This window comes from Burkholderia sp. LA-2-3-30-S1-D2 (genome assembly GCF_001523915.2).
Lineage (GTDB): Bacteria > Pseudomonadota > Gammaproteobacteria > Burkholderiales > Burkholderiaceae > Burkholderia > Burkholderia diffusa.
This window is the reverse complement of the sequence record NZ_CP013384.1, coordinates 2,634,940-2,653,659: the sequence shown is the minus strand read 5'-3', so window position 1 is coordinate 2,653,659 and position 18,720 is coordinate 2,634,940. Positions and strand designations below refer to the sequence as shown.

The window sequence follows — 18,720 nt, the reverse complement described above, 5'->3', positions numbered from 1 at the left end:
CTGCCGAGCAGCCGAAGGTGGAGCGGGCGATGGGAATCGAACCCACGTCATCAGCTTGGGAAGCTGAGGTAATGGCCATTATACGACGCCCGCAGAACGGGGGATTCTACAGGGTTTGACGTGGGGATGGCAAGCGGGTGGTTTGGGGTGGTGGCAGCGAAACTGGCATGGCTCGATGCTGGAGCGGTGGCGTCGCTGGCAGACGAGGATTCAGCCTGAACTCGTACGATTGACTGCTACAACAAACTGCGGAATGATCGCTAGTCTCAAAATTAAAAATGCGGGGGCCAAGTGGGCTGGACTGATGACAAGGCATTCGAGGCTGAAGTGTTGCGAATCGCTCGGGCGAAATGGCCTTCGAGCGCGATGGCTGGGGCGGCCATGCTTGATGGACGCGAGCGCGATGGGATATTCGAAACTGAAGAGAGCGTCCATTTCATTGAGGCGACGACATCTCGTGCGCAAGATAAAGCTCGATATGATTCAAAAAAATTGCATCAAGCCGTTGTTCAACAGACAAAGCTGACGCCCATGAAGGGCGCGCGAGGCTGGTTCGTGACTGCCGAAGAGCCAACCGCTGACCAGCGCAAGGAAGTCGAGAGGACGGGGAAGGGCCAGGTTGTCGCCGTATCGTTTGCACAATTCCAACAGTCAGTAATCGATGTCGCGGCATACCTTGCGGCGCGCGTTAATCACGTATTCGGCAGCGTACTAGATCCAGAAACACGCCAGCCTGATCCGTCAACCGAGTACGTTCCGATTAACCTTGAGGACCGAGCCAATTCGGCGCGTTGGCAAGTACGTCAGATATGCTCAGCTCTGCAACGCGGCGAGCGTTTTACTTTAACCGGTCAGTTCGGGGCGGGAAAGAGCATGACGCTACGTCAGATCTTTCGCGAGCTTCGTGAAGACTATCTGAGAGGACGCACCGCACTCTTCCCCGTGTACATTAACCTGCGAGAGCATACAGGTCAGGTTGACGCCGTCGAAGTTTTGGAGAGGCACGCCCGTAAGATAGGCTTTGAGTCTCCGCCCAGTCTTGTTCGTGCGTGGCGCGCAAAGTTTTGCATTCTGCTTCTTGATGGTTTTGATGAACTTACTGCCTTAGGTGTTCAGCGGGCTACATTTGGGCGACTGCGTACGATTCGCAAACGAGCGCTGGAAGCTGTCCGGCAGTTGGTTACGGAAACACCAGCCGGGGTGGGGGTCATTATCGCCGGGCGCGATCATTTTTTTGCTGATAATGCCGAAGCAGAAGACAGCTTGGGGTTCAGTGCGGCCGTTACACATCTGACGACGTCTGAGTTTACTGAGGAACAGGTCAAACAGTTTCTTCGTATGCAACCGAACAATGGGCAAGGTCAGTTTCCGCCATGGTTGCCAACGAAACCGCTATTTGTCAGTTATTTGGCGTCCACGGGACTTATAAGTACAGTTGCCGATGAAGGGAAATTCCCGGACGCAGCCGCAGGATGGGACTACCTGGTCGATCAGGTCTGTGAGCGCGAAGCGAGAATTGATTCCCGCTACCTTGACGGCCCAACGATACGCAAGATTTTGGGACGCCTCGCAACATATGCTCGTGCATCGGATGATGGCCTTGGCCCTCTTCGACCTGAGCAACTCAAGCGCGCTTACAGCGAGGTTTGTGGTTTCGAGCCGGACGATCAAGCGTGGTTGATTTTGCAACGCCTGCCGGGGCTCGTGATCTATGAAGTTGAGGAAGACTCGCGGAAATTCCTTGACGGCGAGATGGTCGCGGTGTATCGGGCGGGCGACTTGGTCGATTTCATCCATGATCCGATGGGATCGTTGTCCAGCCATGATCTTACGGATGCGCTTTCGCAGTGCGGTACAGTCATCGGGCATTACGCTGTTGCGATTGCGGCTCGAAAGCTGCAATACGAGCTCAACACTGGGACTCTCCAGTCGCTCATAACGGCGATCCCGGATACGTCTGGTTTGAACGTGCTGCGGGCAGATTTATTGAATCTAGCTATTTCGCTACGTATCGCTGTGCCATTTCCGGTCTTGATCGAGGGAGTGTTTTTCCAGCCTGATCCATTCGAGTTGGACGAGAGATTGCCCGACCTGCGCGGTGTTACATTCCAAGACTGCTATTTCGAGGAACTACATTTTGAAGCAGTAGGTACCCCGATTCCGGCGTTTAGAGAGTGCGTTGTGCAGCGACTTTTAGGCAGATCATCCTACACTGACCTCCCTGCCGATCGATTCGTTAACACGTCCGTGAATGACTTTGAGGTGGCAGCAAATACAAATGCCTCTATTCGTGCGACCACGAATCTAACCACGGGAGAAAAAGTTTTGCTCACCGTGCTGCGGAAACTATTCGTGCAGAGTTTGGGTGGGCGCTCTGAACCCGCTTTGTATCGCGGGCTCGACACTGCCGAAAGGCAATTTGTTGATCCGATTGTGAGAATCCTCGCTCAGCAACAGCTGATTACATTAATGAATAGGGGGGATGGGGCAGTATGGATACCGGTACGTCGCAAGCTAGACTACATCCGAAAGCTGTTGGCGAACCCTGGCTCGCCGGATGATGTCCTAATGATAGAGGCAAGACGATTGTCTGCATGATGTAAGGTAAATTTCCTGTTATGTGACTCATTTCAGGGATATATTCGCAGTACGCGACGCTGAAGGCTGTAGTGTGGAGAGACGAAAGTCTCTTGCGGATCGGGTTGTGTCGTTGGGGAGGCGTTGTCTCGACTGCAGACCGCCGGGATAGTCGTCGCATGGACGACATCAAGCACCCCAACGATTTCCCGCCGCTGACCATCGACCAGATTCGCGATCTAGCAGGCCGTTGAAATACCCATCGACCGGATTCAGACCACTCTCGCAAATGACATGAATTCGCTCAACGGCTCGGCAATTTTTGTTGCGTCACGCCGGGTTCAGCGGTAGAGCCCGGCCGGCGAAGGTATTTCCCGCCAGATTTCCTGCATTACGCGCCCTGCGGACGCACGAATCCCAGCGTTCTCAGCCGCGTCAGGTTGTAGGCCGCCATCGTCAGCGTGAGCAACTGATCAACTTTCTCCAAGCCTCTCACCATCACCTGCCGGATCGGCCCGATCCGTTTGCCCCAGCCGAAGCACTGTTCGATGCATTTCCGTTTGCGCTGGCTCAGCGCGTAACCGAGATGCCGCGTCGTCCGACCATCGATTGCACTTCCGCCGGTGCGCTTCGTGTTGCGTGCGACGTGCGGCGTCACGTTGTATTCGCGGCAGGCCTTCACAAATCCACGCGTGTCGTACGCCTTGTCTGCGCCCACCGTAATACGCACGTCCGAACCCGACACATCGCGCAGCATGTCCGTCGCCACTTTGCGTTCCGCTCGGCCATTCGCCTCGCTGGCCTGAACGTTCACGACCAGACCGTGCCGGTTATCCGTCAGCACATGGCCCAGGGAACTCGGCAAGGCTGGCGCGGCATTGCTCTTGCGATAGAGCCGGCTCTCACCGTCGCTCTTCGATTCGTGCGTTTCATTACTGCGCGATTCGCCATGCCAATTGTCAGGCGGACGATCATCGTCCCCGCCATCCTTGCGCCGGATGCTCTTGTGGCTGGCCCACGCATGGATCAAGGTGCCGTCCACACTGAAGTGCTCGCCCGACAGCAAGCCGCGTTTATGCGCCGTTTCCACCGTCGCGTTGAACAGGTCAGTCACTGCGTCGAACTCGATCAGTCGATCCCGGTTCTTGCTGAACACCGAGTGATTCCACACCGCGTCTTCGATCGACAGGCCGACGAACCAACGGAACAAAAGGTTGTACGAGATCTGCTCGACCAGTTGCCGCTCGCTGCGAATGCTGTATAGCACCTGAAGTAGCATCGCCCGCATCAACTTCTCCGGCGCAATGCTCGGCCGACCGCCTTTGATGTCCGCTTCGTACATCGCCGAGAACTTGGCATCCATATTCGACAGCGCCTCGTTCATCCAAGTCCGGATCGGGCGCAGCGGATGCGTTTGCGGTACGAACTCCTCCAGTCTGACTGTACTGAACAGGGATTCGTTGTAGCTGTCGGTGCCTCGCATGCTGCCTTCGTGCCTTGGGATCGGGTTCGCTACATCGTGACGGATCGGCGGGGGTATTTCAACGGCCTGCTAGCCATAGCAGTCCGCGAGAATTTCGACGGCGACCTCTCGCCAGCAGATTTCACCGAAAGTCTGCTGATGCTTCTCGAAGACGTTTCCGGGTTCGAGGTAGGCAACGTGGACGCGGGGCTCATCGAATCGGCATGGGTGATATACACCGGCCGTCCGGGGCCTGTCAGTAATTTCGTGTTCAAGGCATATGATCCTCCCCAGGAGAACCTATGCCTCGCAAACCGAAAACCCCACCGGTAGAGCTACCGGCGATTCCCGCTGAACTGCTTGAACAATTCGGCAACGGCCCGATGACGGCCGAAGCGATCAATGCCGCGACGCTAGCCCTCAAGAAGGCGCTGATCGAGCGAGCGCTGGGCGGTGAGATGAATCACCACCTCGGCTACGCGCCGGGCGCGGCAAAACCGGCCAGCGTGACGAACCAGCGCAACGGCCGTGGCGCCAAGACGGTTCTGACCGAAGACGGACCGATCCGCATCGAAGTACCGCGCGACCGCGACGGCAGTTTCGAACCACTGCTGATCCCCAAACACGAACGACGCTTCACGGGCTTCGACGACAAGATCGTTGCGATGTACGCACGGGGCATGACCGTGCGCGAGATTCAGGGCTTTGTGCTGGAGCAGTACGGCACGGAAGTTTCGCCCGAATTCATCAGTTCGGTGACCGATGAGGTCATGGCCGAAGTGACGGCCTGGCAGGCCCGGCCACTCGAACCGATGTATCCGGTCGTATTCTTCGACGCGCTGCGCGTGAAGATTCGCGAAGATGCCGTCGTGCGCAACAAGGCCGTCTATCTGGCACTGGGCATTCTGCCCGACGGCACGCGTGACATCCTGGGCCTGTGGATCGAGAACACCGAGGGCGCCAAGTTCTGGATGAAGGTATTCAATGATCTGAAAACACGCGGCGTGGGCGACATCCTGATTGCCGTGACCGACGGCCTCAAGGGCATGCCCGAAGCACTTGCGGTGGTGTTTCCGGCCACGACGCTGCAAACCTGCATCGTCCACCTGATCCGCAACAGTCTCGATTACGCGAGCTGGAAAGACCGCAAGTCCCTCGCTGCTGCGATCCGCCCGATCTATACCGCCCCGAGCGCTGAAGCCGCGCAGGCCGAGCTGGATGCGTTTGCTGACGGTCCGTGGGGGCAGAAATTCCCGCCGGTCAGCACGGCGTGGCGCAACGCCTGGGATCGCGTGATTCCGTTCTTTGCGTTCCCGCCGGGCGTGCGCAAGGTGATCTACACGACGAACGCCATCGAGAACATCAATTCGCAGCTACGCAAGATCATCAAGACCCGAGGTCACTTCCCGACCGATGATGCCGCGACGAAACTGATCTGGCTGGCGCTGCGCAACATCACTGCCGATTGGGGACGTGCCGCTCACGACTGGAAGACAGCGATGAACCAATTCGCTATCCTCTACGAGGACCGGTTCGTTCGACCATCCGTGTGAATCTCAACCCCGCCTTGAACACGGAAATTCTGACACCCCCGCCGTCCGAGCGAATCCTGAGTTATCTACTCGCGTACGAGTTCTGACACTTTTTCATAGAGCGTTTCTCGGTACACGTGAGCGTCCTCCGAGAAGTGAAGGCGCCGATGGCAATTTGGGCAAACGGCGGCCGCGTTCGTCACGGTATCCGATCCGTCGTCTGCCAGCTTTCGGAGATGATGGACTTCCAGAAACGGGAAGCCGTCAGCCCCGATAAACGGAGCCGGTTGGTCGCAAGCTTCACACGTCCCGTTCGCGCGTTCAAGCACCCATGCTTTGACCTGGGGGTTCCGGACGAAGCTGGTCGTTGTCGATGTGGTCCTGTCAGGTGCTTTGCTTCCGTCGGGGCGTTCTTTCAGCGTCTTGCGAATCTTGGCAACGGCCACCGCATCGACAGCCCGGGGCAACTCCTGTTTGCCTTCCAATTCGCAGATGAGCGCTTCTATCTGCCCAGTGACCCTTACGCCAACATTCTTTGCCGGTGGGAGGCCCGGTATCCAATCGCGTCCCATGAGCGCCAGGACGTAGGAGATGTTCCTCATCCGGTATTCGCACGACTCTTCGGACCGACCGGTTTTCGCGGAGAGGTCTCGATAGACCTGCTTCTTTACAACCAGTTGGCCATGCCGGAAACGACGTGACATGTCGAGATACGCGGCGACCGACGCTCTCAATTCGGGCATGGACCAATACGATTCGCGCCGATTTTGGTGCGACTCGGGCGGCTCCTCCGAACTGGTGCGCGAGTCATTCCGGATTTTTTCGTCGATCCTTCTCGCCCAGTCGCGCATCAGGAGCAGACTCGTTGCTTCGTCTTTGACCCAAAGATACGAACCGCTGTAGTCACTGTTGACGTGAAGCAGATCCGGGTCGCAGTCATGGCGCTCAGCGAATGCTTTCTTATCGAAGCCTTCGGGAGCCTTGGCACTATCCTCCGCGAACCTGTACAAACAGGCATATGGTAGCTTTCGCCCCCAAAGTCTCGCCTCCATCAGCCCGATGTAGACGCCGCGCCAAGTGATACGCAAAGTTTTTCGGGTGTCATTTGGGCCTCGCGTTGTGGCGGCGACCTGAAAGCCCTCCGCTTGTAGTGCGCGGATGAGGCTCATGGCAAATTCATTTGGCTGGGCGTCCCCGTAGTTGTTCGTCGGCATAGAGCAAATAGATCTCAGGGGATAAATGGAACCCGCTCGTTCGGATATTCGGGCAGGCTGTTCTTACTTGCGTCGCCTATTCTTGGACGAATGCTTGGCCTTGAGCATGTCGGTGAACTGCTGAACGAAATTCACGACGAGTTCCCGCTCGTCGCTATGCAATCCATCAAGCGCAGCCGCAATCATTGCCAGTTGGTCGTCCGGCCGTCTCGATCCACGCTGCAATAGCTGGTCTACCGAGCAGTCGAGCGCGTCACTGAGCTGCTGGAGCCGATGCAAGGTCGGCATCCGCGCACCGCGTTCCCACCGACTGATCGCTTCCTGTTCGAGATCGATCATCTCGGCGAGCTTCGCCTGAGTCAGACCGCGTGCGCGTCGTTGTTCTGCAATGGCGGTCCCGACACGAGCAGCAAGCAGCGCGTCTTGGGCATCGTCGGGGGGCGAGGTAAGGCGGGTAGTCATAGGACGATATGGTCGTCTTCATTCCGATTGCGATGAACAACCATACTGGAATGTTATATTCCAATATGGTTGAATTTGTCGAGAGGTTGACGTATCGTGCAGTGGATGCCTGAGCGGTCGGGGATGACAACGAACGCCGTTAGGCAAGCGATCAACCCAGAAAAAATCGACGAACTATGACCACGAACGATTCGCTTTCCCGGTTTCACGCCTTCATGGCAGCCTATGACGGTTGTCGTGCTTCGGCACTCGCAAACGCGTTGCAAGTAACGCCGATGGCCGCGCGAGCACTCGGCCTCATTAATGCATTTCCCGGCATGACCCTGCACGAGTTGAGTTGCATTCTCGGTGGTAGTCAGGGGCAAGTGATCGGGGCGGCATTCGACCTCAAGCACTTCGGCTACATCGACATGACCGATGAGCAAAACGACAAGCGGCGGTGTGTGCTGCGACCGATCCGGGACAAGATGTTCGGCTTCGACGGGTATCAGCGGCTCGTGAATAATCTGGCTGCGGAGGCCGGGCTTGCCGATCAATTGGAAGCATTGCTGCCCCTATACCAGGACGTCTTGATGAAAGCGCTGGAAGAATTGCAGGGCGACGCGCAGAACGTCCAGTATCAGGCGCAGCGACGGATTCTCGCTCGCGTTGCGTGACCGATGCCGGCGAAATTCGAACACGCCGACACCACCATATGCTGACCGTGGTTTGATGTGGAATTCGAGACGCTGTTCGAAGGAAAGCCATTGCCGGAGGCGATGGAGCGGATCGGCGTGATGTCCGTCGATTCGCTCGACCGGCTATGGGTGCCGGTTCTCGAAGAGGATGGTTACCTCATCGCAACATCGAAGGATGGCAAAGCAGCATTACTCGGCCGCATGTGCAAGCGTGACGACGGCAAGTTCTGCATCGAAGTCGTTGCGCGCGCAGCAATCGAAAACTACGAGCTTCGTCACCACGAATTCTGGCATGTCGATCCGGCTGATGGGCTACATCATGCCCGACGACTCGATGATGTGTTGCAAGGTCGCGCCCGATAGCGGGGCAGAGCACGCGCTTCCGGGAGTCTTGACCCCACGAATCCTGGTTTTGTACGCCTTTAATAAGACATACAAAGTGCCCCAAATTCACGATGGGGCACCGTCGAAAAAACGAAGATTCACGCGGGATTGAGCAGCAGGGAGTCGATGACTTTTACGGCCTTTCGGCTCGCGTCGTTTGGGCTCAGGTGGGCATAGCGCTGCGTCATCTTCGGATCGCTGTGGCCGAGCAGGACCGACACCTCATAGAGACTGACGCCCGCCTTGACCAGCTTGCTCGCGAACGTATGTCGGAGCGTATGCAGGGTGACGCGCCCACCGCGTTCCTTGACAAGAATAGGATCGTTGAGTCCAGCACGTTCGATCGCCTTCTTGATCGACTTCGTGCTGTAGCCGCGTTCATTGCCGGTGCGGTCTTCGAAGACGTAACGCTGTCCGGTCCGGCGTTCTTCCCACCGACGACGAAGGATCGCTTCGAGCCGGGACGTCATGTGAAGCACATCCTCGTTCCGCACCTTGCTCCGATAGAGACTGATCGTGCAGGCATCGAGGTTGATCGCCGACCACGGGATGTTCGCGACTTCCGAGTAGCGACACCCCGTATCGAGCAGGAAAACCGTGATGTCGTAGTTGTCCTGCATATTCCGCGTCATCTCGGGTGTTAGCAGGCCGTTGAAATACCCCCGCCGATCCGTCACGATGTAGCGAACCCGATCCCAAGGCACGAAGGCAGCATGCGAGGCACCGACAGCTACAACGAATCCCTGTTCAGTACAGTCAGACTGGAGGAGTTCGTACCGCAAACGCATCCGCTGCGCCCGATCCGGACTTGGATGAACGAGGCGCTGTCGAATATGGATGCCAAGTTCTCGGCGATGTACGAAGCGGACATCAAAGGCGGTCGGCCGAGCATTGCGCCGGAGAAGCTGATGCGGGCGATGCTACTTCAGGTGCTATACAGCATCGCAGCGAGCGGCAACTGGTCGAGCAGATCTCGTACAACCTTTTGTTCCGTTGGTTCGTCGGCCTGTCGATCGAAGACGCGGTGTGGAATCACTCGGTGTTCAGCAAGAACCGGGATCGACTGATCGAGTTCGACGCAGTGACTGACCTGTTCAACGCGACGGTGGAAACGGCGCATAAACGCGGCTTGCTGTCGGGCGAGCACTTCAGTGTGGACGGCACCTTGATCCATGCGTGGGCCAGCCACAAGAGCATCCGGCGCAAGGATGGCGGGGACGATGATCGTCCGCCTGACAATTGGCATGGCGAATCGCGCAGTAATGAAACGCACGAATCGAAGAGCGACGGTGAGAGCCGGCTCTATCGCAAGAGCAATGCCGCGCCAGCCTTGCCGAGTTACCTGGGCCATGTGCTGACGGATAACCGGCACGGTCTGGTCGTGAACGTTCAGGCCAGCGAGGCGAATGGCCGAGCGGAACGCAAAGTGGCGACGGACATGCTGCGCGATGTGTCGGGTTCGGACGTGCGTATTACGGTGGGCGCAGACAAGGCGTACGACACGCGTGGATTTGTGAAGGCCTGCCGCGAATACAACGTGACGCCGCACGTCGCACGCAACACGAAGCGCACCGGCGGAAGTGCAATCGATGGTCGGACGACGCGGCATCTCGGTTACGCGCTGAGCCAGCGCAAACGGAAATGCATCGAACAGTGCTTCGGCTGGGGCAAACGGATCGGGCCGATCCGGCAGGTGATGGTGAGAGGCTTGGAGAAAGTTGATCAGTTGCTCACGCTGACGATGGCGGCCTACAACCTGACGCGGCTGAGAACGCTGGGATTCGTGCGTCCGCAGGGCGCGTAATGCAGGAAATCTGGCGGGAAATACCTTCGCCGGCCGGGCTCTACCGCTGAACCCGGCGTGACGCAACAAAAATTGCCGAGCCGTTGAGCGAATTCATGTCATTTGCGAGAGTGGTCTGAATCCGGTCGATGGGTATTTCAACGGCCTGCTAACGCGCTTTGTCAGTGCACGAGCCATCATCGTTGCTGGCTCGAGTTCTCCGAAGACTGTTGCCGAGATCGAGCGGAACTCTCATGGTGAGGTAGCAAGGCAGGAGCTAACGTTGTGGGCCAACGTGGCGACGCAGCGACTACCTGCAAACATGGTCTTCGGGGATTATGGTGTGATTCATCCCGATTTTAGCGACCTGACGCCGAGCACCCACATCAACGGGAAAATCCGCTATACGCATGGTGCGAAGCTGCACATTCATCGCGGACATAGCCTTCGCCAAGGTGAGAAGTACGAGCAGTACCGGAGGCTCGCTGCTGCAGTGGTTGGAAGCAGTTACTATCAAGATCGCACGTTCAGTTACGGCGATCGATACATCTACGAGTGTGCGACTGGTCACGCCGGTACAGGCAACCCCGGGACGTGGGTGCTGGTCGACCAGAACCATCATATTTCCTACACCGTGAAGCAAGCGGTGCGTTTGCGGGCATTGGCTACTCAAGGAGCTTCCATCGAGGAGTTGCTTGAGCAGAGCTAAAGCCTGCCTCTATTTCACGATACGACAGCAGCTTCTTGAGATTGGCGCTGGCATGAAAACTGGCATCGCCGTGAGCCCCGCATGAACAGTGGTTCTTCGTGGAGTCGGGAGAAAATACGACGTAAGAACGCGCGTGAATAGTGGTTTTGATTAACGCGCTGGGGCTTGGGAAGCTGAGGTAATGGCCATTATACGACGCCCGCAGAACGCGTAATTCTACAGGGTTTGGCCCAGATGTTGCAAGCAAGGCGTTTTTGGCGGCCTGCCTCGAAGCACGCATGGGCTCGGTGGTTGGGCGACGGATCGCCGGGAACGGGTGTCAAGGATCGGCCGGAAGCGGTCGGTCATCGCTAGGCCGACCGGAACACGCAGGCGGCGCGCCAGCACGCAAGTCCATGTCGAAAATAGACGAGTCGGTGTCGGACGCATACAAGCCCCGGTGAAGCTTTCGAACTAACGTGACAGACCTTCTACCCGATCGTTAGTCTGGAGCCGACATGTCCGATTTCATCACCGTTCTGCGCAAAACCTGCCCGACCCCGGTCGTCGACGCGACCAAGTGGAAGCGCATCGGCGGCGATCCGCACACCGTGAACCTCAACGCCTACCTCTCGAAGGATGGCAGCAAGATCATGGGCACCTGGATCTGCACGCCGGGCAAGTTCGAAGTGAACTACGAGAAATGGGAGTACTGCCACTTCCTCGACGGCTACTGCATCATCACGCCGGAAGGCGAGGAGCCGGTGCACCTGAAGGCCGGCGACGTGTTCGTGATCGAACCCGGCATGAAAGGGACGTGGGAAGTGGTGGAGACGGTGCGCAAGTACTTCGTGTTTGCCTGAGCGGGCCTGTCGATTCGACTCGCGTACCAGCGCCGGTTGAATCGATGCGTTGAAACGCACCCGTACCCGTGCCGACGAGCAAGGGGTTCAGTCGGGATCGCAAGCAGGGGACTCCGGCTCAACAAACTCGCTCCGGTTCGGAAACAACTCGCCGAGCGCGGCCGCACGCTCGGCCGGTTCCGCTATTCCGTCGATCTCACCGATCTCACCGATCGCGCCGGGTGTCTGCCGCTCAGGATAGGCGCTCGGCGCCATCCCGCACGCCCCGCCGAAATTTGCCCCCAAGGTGCGACGCATGGGCAAATCGGCAGGTCGACGCGATCTCCAAAATGCTCTTGTTCGGATACATCAGCATCCATGCTGCCGGGCGCCGCCTTGAACAGCCGTCGTTCCGCGAGCAAGTCCCGCAAGTAGATCAATCGTTTCGTGATCCGCGGCAGAACGGTGGTGATCGGAGGGGTGTCGAACGACCTTGCGGGGGTTCGGCGATGGGCAAAGAAGCGCGGCCAGTCCGGAGTCAATCAGAGCGCTCGCGTGTGTCGCGATGTCCGCGCAGCGCCGCCCGGCACGACGCGATTCGACAACGTCGGGGCGACGTTCACTGCTCGATGCTCAGGGCTTTTTCGATCGCGGCAATCAATCTGAATGCATCGTCTCGGCCGATCAGGAGGCCGCGACTGGTGTACTCGCAGCCGAACGCGTAGAAGCTAGGCAGAAGCGTGATCGCATCCTTCTGTCGATCGAAATCGACCTCGCACTTCGTCAACGGGAAGAATGGAGGGTCTTCGACGGTCGGCTGATACACGGCGTTCTCCTAATAGAGCTTGCGAGGCGGCAGCATGCGTTTCGCGAGCAGGCACTGTCTCGCGACGGCGCTGGCTTTCTTGCGCTTGCGCTCGGTAGTTGGCTTTTCATAGCCGGTGCGACCACGCAACTCGCGGATCAGGCCCGTCTTCTCGATGTTTCACCGGAAGCGCCGGAGCGCGACATCGACAGGTTCGTCGGGCTTGCGGATGATCGTCGTCATGCAGGTGCTGTTTCAAGACACGCGTGGCGGAACACTAGCCGAGCCGGGTCATGACGGCACTCGCGATCTCGTCGGATTCGAATTCCGAATATCCGGCGCTGATCGTCAATGCGCGCACTGCAGCGAACATCTGCAACTCGGGTTGGTGACGCAACGCAGAACCGGCGAGGCCGTCGTGCGGGACTGCGTCGGTACTGGAAATCTCTCGCCGTTCGATCAGGCGGAGGAGTTCATCGATAATCATTTCGTCATCCGAATCAGGGTGCGGCCGCGCTGCCGCGACAGGAAGCGTCAATGGGAATCTGCGAAGAGCGGCTGCTTGTCGCGATTGCCGTCGATGATCTGCTCCGCGTAGCGAACGGACGCGCGGCGCGCTTCGCCCGCCGATTCGAACGGTGCGTTGTCGATCAGCCGGAATGTTTCGCTGCGGGTCAGCGTGTCGGTGGTGCCGCGCAGGCAGATCTTCACGGCCGCGTCGAAGCCGGCGTCGTAGTTGTGCGTATTACCGTTCAGCGACGGAGTGTGCGGGTAGATCAGCGGATAGATCTCGAAGCCACGATAGAGATGCATGCTCATGATGAACTCCTGGGTTCGGGCGCGACAAATCGCGTGGACGAACGCATCCGACCGGTATCACCGCGGCGCGGTGTGACGGGTGGGGTGAAAAGGACAGCAATGCGCGCGGGTAACGGAGGGTAACGGCGCGACGCAGCGAGAGGGTAGACGGCGGGGCGAGCGGCGAGTGGAGTGACGCGGGCTCGGACAAAAATCATCATACGCGCTTCGCGTCGGATGTCTATCTAATTCGCGGCCGTGCCAGTGAGGTGCGATGACCGGCGTCGAGGCGCGCGACGCGCCTCGTACGTGATGCGGCGGTCGTCCGCACGTCGACGCGGCACGGCGCGGTTCGGACGATGTCGAGCGAGTCGGATCCCTTCGCCGCATCGCGACGGTCGCGCGTCTGCACGACATCGCGCAGGCGCCTATGATGCAGCGATCCGCCATTCGCGCCGTCCGAAATGCGCGCATGGTCTGCGAACGCCGAACGTTTTCCCGGAACCCCGACCATGCGCATCATCGACATCCGCGAGCAAGCGATCCCCGTTTCCCGCCATGCAGATCCGGCGCTTCCGTCGGGCGACCTGACGACGAGCGTCGTCGCGATCGTCACCGATGTCGTGCGCGATGGCCGGCCGATCACGGGTTACGGCTACGCTTCGGTCGGTCGTCATGCACAGGGCGGGCTGATTCGCGAACGGTTCGCGCCGCGTCTGCTGGCCGCCGCGGACGCCATCGCCGACGACGCCGGCACGAACCTCGATCCGTTTCGCGCATGGCGCGCGATGATGGCAGGCGAGAAGCCCGGCGGGCACGGCGAACGCTGTGTCGCGGTCGGCGTGCTCGACATGGCGATCTGGGATGCCGCCGCGAAGATCGCGGGGCTGCCCCTCCATCGCTTCGTCGCCGACGGGCTCGCGCGCAACGCGGCACCTCGCGTGCGTGTCTATGCGGGCGGCGGTTACCGCTATCCGCACGACGATCTCGCGCACCTGTCGGACGAGATGCGCCGCATCGTCGATCTTGGCTACACGCACGCGAAGATCAAGATCGGCGGCGCGGATGTCGATGACGACAAAAGACGCATCGAAGCCGCTGCGGCGTGTCTGGCCGACAGTTCGCATCTCGCGGTCGATGCGATGAATAGGTACGACGCGACGAGCGGCCGCGCAGCCGTCGCGATGCTGGCACCGTTCGAACTCTGGTGGTTCGAGGACCTTTGCGATCCGCTCGACCTGCCGCTTCATGCGGACCTGACCGCGCAATACGCGCCGCCGGTCGCGGCCGGTGAGGCGTTGTTCTCGCTCGCGGAAGCGAAGCTGATCGAACGCTACGGCGGCCTGCGCCCGGACCGCGACGTCCTTGTGTTCGATCCGGTGCATTGCTATGGCCTGCCGGGCTATCTGCAGATCGTCGACCATTTCGTGTCGAACGGCTGGCGGCGCGATGCGTTCTGGCCGCACGGCGGTCACCTGTTCTCGTTGCACGTCGTGTCGGCGCTCGGGCTCGGCGGCGCCGAAGTGAACCCGTTCGCGTTCCGCCCGTTCAACGGGTTGGCGGACGGCGAATCGGTCGACGCCGGCTACGCGGCCGTGCCACAGGCGCCGGGCATCGGCTTCGAGCGTCATGCCGATGCGTACCGCGCGTTTCGCGCGGTAGCCGGCTTGTGAACTGCGCGGCCGGTCTCGGCGCGCGTCGATCGCGAAGCGGACCGCGAACCCGAGCATCATCGCGGTGACGACGCGCTCGAGCACACACTACGTGAGCGCGCGGTCGAACCATGCGCGGCACGCCCGTGCGCCATAGGCGAGCCGCCGTCACCCGATCGCGTGCGCACCGACCAGCAGCAACGCGCCGACGACGATCAGCAGCAGCGCGTGAATGCGCGTGACCATCACGCATATCGTCGACACGACTGCGATCGCCCGCGCGGGCCAGCCGCCGTCGAGCGCCTGCAGCAGCACCCAGACCGACGCGAGGATCATGCCGGCCGCGACCGGGCGCAGGCCTGCCTCGAGCGCGACCTGCCAGCGTGCGCCCTGGTGGCGCCGCCACAGATGCGCTGCGCCGTAGATCAGGAACGCGGTCGGCCCGAACAGCGCGAGCGTCGCGATGACCGCGCCCCAGAAGCCGGCCACCTGCCAGCCGATCAGCGTCGCGAGCAGCGAGCCGGGGCCCGGCGCCATTCGCGCGATCGCGAAGTCGTTCACGAACTGCGAGGCCGTCATCCAGTGATGCACGTCGACGACCTGCCGCTGGATGTCCGCGATGATCGCCTGACCACCGCCGATCGTCGCGATCGACAGCGGTGCGAATACGCCGAACAGGGCGGCGTAGCGTGACGAGGCAGTCATCGTTCGTCGCTCCCGACGGTGGATGCGGCCGCGCGCCGGTATTCGAGCGCGACGCTCAGCGCGCCGGCGATAAGTACGGTCCATACGAGCGGCCAGTGCAGCACGGCCACCGACACGAACGTGAGCGCCGCCACCGCGAACGGCAGCGCGCGGCGCGGCAGCCGGCGCACCGCGGTGATCGCCATCGAGATCGACAGCCCGATCGCCGCGGCGGCCGCGCCCGCGAGCGCGACGTGCGTGAGCGTGAAGCGCGTCAGCGTCGAGAACGCGACGCCGAACAGCACGATCAGCACGGCCGGCGGCGCGATGATGCCGGTGAAGCCAGCCACCGCGCCGCGCCATCCGGCCAGCCGGTAGCCGATCCAGATCGCGAGGTTCTTCACGTTGACGCCCGGCAGCGCCTGCGACAGCGCAAGGCCGTTGAGGAACGCTTCCTCGTCGAGCCAGCGTCGCTCGTGAACGAAGTCGCGCATCATGCGCCCGCTCAGCCCGCCGCCGAAGCTGGTCAGGCCGATCTGCGCGAACGCGATGAACAGTGCGAGGACGCCGGGCGGCGTGGCAGGGCCGTCGGGTGGCGCGGGTGTGATCGGGTTGCAGGGTGAAGACATCGGGCGGACGGGGCGCGGCGGGTGGGCAGTCGCCCATCGTAGCAAGCGGCACCTGTCGGCACGCTGACATCGCGCCGACGACGATGTCGGTGCCGCCCCACCGGCATGCAGACGTCGAAGCCGCCGCTCGGCTACGCGCGCACGACCGTCACGCCCGCGGCCTCGATCGGCTCGGTCAGCGCTGCATCGGTTTCCCGTTCGACCACGATCGCTTGTGCGAGCGCGAGCTCGCCGATCGCGAACTGCGACGCCGCTCGCAGTTTGGATTGCGAAGCCAGCACGATCGTCTCGCCGGCGCGCCCCGCGAGTGCGCGCTTGATCGCCGCTTCCTCGAAGTCGCCGGTGCTCAGCCCCGCGACTGGATGAACGCCGGTCACACCCATGAAATACAGGTCCGCGTGGATGCGCGAGATGCCTTCCATCGCCGCGGCGCCCACCGCGACGATCGAATGCTTGTACAGCCGTCCGCCGATCAGGATCACGTCGATCGACGGATGCGCGGCCAGTGCGACGGCGACGCTCGGGCTGTGCGTGACGATCGTCGCGCGCAGGTCGGGCGGCAGCTCGCTGACGAGCAGTGCCGAGGTCGTGCCGCCGTCGACGATCGCGACCTGTCCGGGCGCGATCATCTGCGCGGCCCGGCGCGCGATGCGCCGTTTTTCCGCGGTTTCGAGCAGCTCGCGCTGCGCGAACGGCGCGACCGCCGGCGACGCCGGCAGCGCGCCGCCGTGCACGCGCTGCAGCAGGCCCTCGGCCGCCAGTTCGCGCAGGTCGCGCCGGATCGTGTCCTCGGACACGCCGAATTGCGCGCTCAGTTCGACGGCCAGCACCTGGCCGTCGCGGGCGAGCGCGTCGAGGATCGCTTTCTTGCGTTGGGTCGTCAGCATCGGATTTGCACGAAATTTCTTGAAATTGCACGAATATGCACGCTACCATGAGTGCCGTCACTTGTCGAATGGGAGACCACCATGGCCGCAACGCGGGACCGCGTCCGCATCGTCGATACGACGGTGCTGTCCGATGACTGGTATGTGCTGAAGAAGGTGACGTTCGATTTCCTGCGCCGCGACGGCACGTGGCAGCGCCTGAGCCGCGAAACGTACGACCGCGGCAACGGCGCGACCATCCTGCTGCGCAACGCGAGGACGGGCGACGTGCTGCTCACGCGGCAGTTCCGGATGCCGGCGTTCGTCAACGGACACGACGGCATGCTGCTCGAAGCCGCCGCCGGCCTGCTCGACGACGCGACGCCCGATGCACGCATTCGCGCGGAGGCCGAAGAGGAAACCGGCTATCGCGTGCGCGGCGTGCGCAAGGTGTTCGAGGCGTTCATGAGTCCCGGCTCGGTGACGGAAAAGCTGCATTTCTTCGTCGGCGAATACGATGCGTCGCTGCGCACGGGCGACGGCGGCGGCATCGCGGAGGAGGGCGAGGATCTCGAGGTCGTCGAGATGCCGCTGCACGCGGCGCTGGATGCCGTCGAGCGGGGCGAGATCGTCGACGCGAAGACGATCATGCTGCTGCAGTACGTCGCGCTGCGGGAACCCGCGGGCGTGCGCGCCGCGGCTGCGTGATGTCGCGGCGCGGCGCCCGAACCGGCGTATGATCGCGCGACGCCACTCGCGCACCGTTCGACGCTTCCGCTGCTCCATCATGCCGATTTCCGACTCGTCCGATTTCACCGATTCCAGCGCCGCTGCCGTGCCACTGCCGGCTCATCTGGTCGCGTCCGCCGTCGAGGCGCTCGCGCGCGCCGATGCGCTGCTCGTGACGGCCGGCGCGGGCATCGGCGTCGATTCGGGGCTGCCCGATTTCCGCGGCACGGACGGCTTCTGGCGCGCATATCCGGCGCTGCGCCACGAGCGTTTCGAATTCCACGAGATCGCTTCGCCGCAGGCGTTCCGCGCACATCCGCAGCTTGCGTGGGGCTTTTACGGACACCGTCTCGGACTGTACCGGCAGACGGTGCCGCACGCGGGCTTCGCGATCCTGCGGCGCTGGATGGACTCGATGCCGAACGGCGGCTTCGTGCTGACGAGCAACGTCGACGGCCAGTTTCAGAAGGCCGGTTTCGATCCGGCGCGTGTCGCCGAGATTCACGGTTCGATTCATTCGATGCAGTGCCTGCGACCCTGCTCGGACGACACGTGGGACGCCGCGCCGTTCACGCCCGATGTCGACGCGGCTGCGTGCCGGCTGGTCGGCGAGCTGCCGCGCTGCCCGCGTTGCGGCGGCCTCGCGCGACCGAACATCCTGATGTTCGGCGACAACGGCTGGCTCGGCGAACGCTACGACGCGCAGGAGCGGGCCCTGCAGGACTGGATTGCGCAGGCGGGATGGGTGACCGTCGTCGAGATCGGCGCGGGCACTGCGATTCCGACCGTGCGTCTCTCGAGCGAACGGCTCGGTGCCGACGTGATCCGCATCAACGCACGCGAGGCCCATGCCCGCCGCGCGGACGTGATCGGGCTGAAGGGCAGCGCGCTCGCGACGCTCGTGGCGCTCGACCGTGCATGGCACGGCAGCTGAGC

At 61.3% G+C, this 18,720-nt stretch carries 19 protein-coding genes, 1 tRNA gene and 3 pseudogenes; 10 read left to right on the top strand and 13 right to left on the bottom strand.

Going from position 1 to position 18,720, the window contains the following annotated elements:
• Positions 1-18 precede the first annotated feature (18 nt).
• Positions 19-93, bottom strand: a tRNA-Gly gene (locus tag WS66_RS25285).
• A 288-nt stretch (positions 94-381) separates the two neighbouring features.
• Between WS66_RS25285 and WS66_RS25280 the strand changes: the two genes are divergently transcribed.
• Positions 382-2,598: an NACHT domain-containing protein gene (locus tag WS66_RS25280; RefSeq protein ID WP_159086582.1), complete on the top strand. Its 2,217-nt coding sequence runs from the start codon at positions 382-384 to the stop codon at positions 2,596-2,598.
• A gap of 370 nt (positions 2,599-2,968) precedes the next feature.
• Here WS66_RS25280 and WS66_RS25275 read toward each other — a convergent pair whose 3' ends face one another.
• Positions 2,969-4,060: an IS5 family transposase gene (locus tag WS66_RS25275; RefSeq protein ID WP_108064599.1), complete on the bottom strand. Its 1,092-nt coding sequence runs from the start codon at positions 4,058-4,060 to the stop codon at positions 2,969-2,971.
• Positions 4,061-4,341: 281 nt separating this feature from the next.
• Here WS66_RS25275 and WS66_RS25265 point away from each other — a divergent pair, with 281 nt between their 5' ends.
• Positions 4,342-5,592: an IS256 family transposase gene (locus WS66_RS25265; RefSeq protein WP_059600046.1), complete on the top strand. Its 1,251-nt coding sequence runs from the start codon at positions 4,342-4,344 to the stop codon at positions 5,590-5,592.
• A 65-nt stretch (positions 5,593-5,657) separates the two neighbouring features.
• Here the strand turns inward: WS66_RS25265 and WS66_RS34480 are convergent, their stop codons facing one another.
• Positions 5,658-6,740 carry an HNH endonuclease gene (locus tag WS66_RS34480; RefSeq protein WP_236872953.1) on the bottom strand — a complete coding sequence of 361 codons (1,083 nt, stop codon included), beginning with the start codon at positions 6,738-6,740 and terminating at the stop codon, positions 5,658-5,660.
• A gap of 108 nt (positions 6,741-6,848) precedes the next feature.
• Positions 6,849-7,247 carry a helix-turn-helix domain-containing protein gene (locus WS66_RS25255; protein ID WP_059598689.1) on the bottom strand — a complete coding sequence of 133 codons (399 nt, stop codon included), beginning with the start codon at positions 7,245-7,247 and terminating at the stop codon, positions 6,849-6,851.
• Positions 7,248-7,423: 176 nt separating this feature from the next.
• Here WS66_RS25255 and WS66_RS25250 point away from each other — a divergent pair, with 176 nt between their 5' ends.
• A complete protein-coding gene (locus WS66_RS25250) occupies positions 7,424-7,903 on the top strand; it encodes a MarR family transcriptional regulator (protein WP_059598688.1) in 480 nt (159 codons plus the stop codon).
• A 57-nt stretch (positions 7,904-7,960) separates the two neighbouring features.
• Entirely contained in the window at positions 7,961-8,287 is a 327-nt protein-coding gene (locus tag WS66_RS25245; RefSeq protein WP_059598687.1) for a hypothetical protein, read from the top strand.
• Positions 8,288-8,406: 119 nt separating this feature from the next.
• Here WS66_RS25245 and WS66_RS25240 read toward each other — a convergent pair.
• Positions 8,407-8,952, bottom strand: a pseudogene (locus tag WS66_RS25240) (site-specific integrase); the annotation flags it as partial.
• Positions 8,953-9,021: 69 nt separating this feature from the next.
• Here WS66_RS25240 and WS66_RS25235 point away from each other — a divergent pair.
• The 3 genes and pseudogenes from WS66_RS25235 (at position 9,022) to WS66_RS25225 (ending at position 11,642) form a co-directional block, all read left to right on the top strand.
• Positions 9,022-10,112: pseudogene (locus WS66_RS25235) on the top strand (IS5 family transposase).
• Positions 10,113-10,203: 91 nt separating this feature from the next.
• Positions 10,204-10,800 (top strand): beta family protein, encoded by a 597-nt coding sequence (locus WS66_RS25230; RefSeq protein ID WP_082729003.1) that lies wholly within the window; start codon positions 10,204-10,206, stop codon positions 10,798-10,800.
• Positions 10,801-11,297: 497 nt separating this feature from the next.
• Positions 11,298-11,642 (top strand): cupin domain-containing protein, encoded by a 345-nt coding sequence (locus tag WS66_RS25225; protein WP_059466993.1) that lies wholly within the window; start codon positions 11,298-11,300, stop codon positions 11,640-11,642.
• 87 nt (positions 11,643-11,729) lie between these two features.
• On the opposite strand, the gene WS66_RS25220 is transcribed toward WS66_RS25225, so the two are convergent.
• From WS66_RS25220 to WS66_RS25200, 5 genes and pseudogenes are all read right to left on the bottom strand, one after another.
• On the bottom strand, positions 11,730-11,939 hold the full coding sequence (locus WS66_RS25220; protein ID WP_236872951.1) for a hypothetical protein: 210 nt from the start codon (positions 11,937-11,939) through the stop codon (positions 11,730-11,732).
• A gap of 301 nt (positions 11,940-12,240) precedes the next feature.
• Positions 12,241-12,447 carry a hypothetical protein gene (locus WS66_RS25215; protein WP_059605430.1) on the bottom strand — a complete coding sequence of 69 codons (207 nt, stop codon included), beginning with the start codon at positions 12,445-12,447 and terminating at the stop codon, positions 12,241-12,243.
• Positions 12,448-12,456: 9 nt separating this feature from the next.
• Positions 12,457-12,669, bottom strand: a pseudogene (gene rpsU / locus WS66_RS25210) (30S ribosomal protein S21).
• Between the two features lie 34 nt (positions 12,670-12,703).
• On the bottom strand, positions 12,704-12,913 hold the full coding sequence (locus tag WS66_RS25205; RefSeq protein WP_059605427.1) for a hypothetical protein: 210 nt from the start codon (positions 12,911-12,913) through the stop codon (positions 12,704-12,706).
• A gap of 47 nt (positions 12,914-12,960) precedes the next feature.
• Complete coding sequence (locus tag WS66_RS25200; RefSeq protein WP_059605424.1) at positions 12,961-13,245, bottom strand: hypothetical protein; 285 nt, start codon at positions 13,243-13,245, stop codon at positions 12,961-12,963.
• 491 nt (positions 13,246-13,736) lie between these two features.
• Here WS66_RS25200 and WS66_RS25190 point away from each other — a divergent pair, with 491 nt between their 5' ends.
• Entirely contained in the window at positions 13,737-14,897 is a 1,161-nt protein-coding gene (locus WS66_RS25190) for an enolase C-terminal domain-like protein (protein WP_059605418.1), read from the top strand.
• A gap of 147 nt (positions 14,898-15,044) precedes the next feature.
• Here the strand turns inward: WS66_RS25190 and WS66_RS25185 are convergent, their stop codons facing one another.
• The 3 genes from WS66_RS25185 to WS66_RS25175 all read right to left on the bottom strand — a co-directional run bounded on the left by WS66_RS25185 (position 15,045) and on the right by WS66_RS25175 (position 17,076).
• Complete coding sequence (locus WS66_RS25185; protein WP_059605415.1) at positions 15,045-15,581, bottom strand: chromate transporter; 537 nt, start codon at positions 15,579-15,581, stop codon at positions 15,045-15,047.
• Positions 15,578-16,189: a chromate transporter gene (locus WS66_RS25180; RefSeq protein WP_059605411.1), complete on the bottom strand. Its 612-nt coding sequence runs from the start codon at positions 16,187-16,189 to the stop codon at positions 15,578-15,580. The genes WS66_RS25185 and WS66_RS25180 overlap by 4 nt, the downstream gene beginning before the upstream one ends.
• A 131-nt stretch (positions 16,190-16,320) precedes the next feature.
• Entirely contained in the window at positions 16,321-17,076 is a 756-nt protein-coding gene (locus WS66_RS25175) for a DeoR/GlpR family DNA-binding transcription regulator (RefSeq protein ID WP_059605408.1), read from the bottom strand.
• Between the two features lie 81 nt (positions 17,077-17,157).
• Here WS66_RS25175 and WS66_RS25170 point away from each other — a divergent pair, with 81 nt between their 5' ends.
• Both WS66_RS25170 and WS66_RS25165 read left to right on the top strand, forming a co-directional pair.
• Positions 17,158-17,763, top strand: coding sequence for an NUDIX domain-containing protein (locus tag WS66_RS25170; RefSeq protein WP_059605406.1), 606 nt, complete (start codon positions 17,158-17,160; stop codon positions 17,761-17,763).
• A 79-nt stretch (positions 17,764-17,842) separates the two neighbouring features.
• Entirely contained in the window at positions 17,843-18,718 is an 876-nt protein-coding gene (locus WS66_RS25165) for an SIR2 family NAD-dependent protein deacylase (RefSeq protein ID WP_059605404.1), read from the top strand.
• The last annotated feature ends 2 nt before the right edge of the window (positions 18,719-18,720 follow it).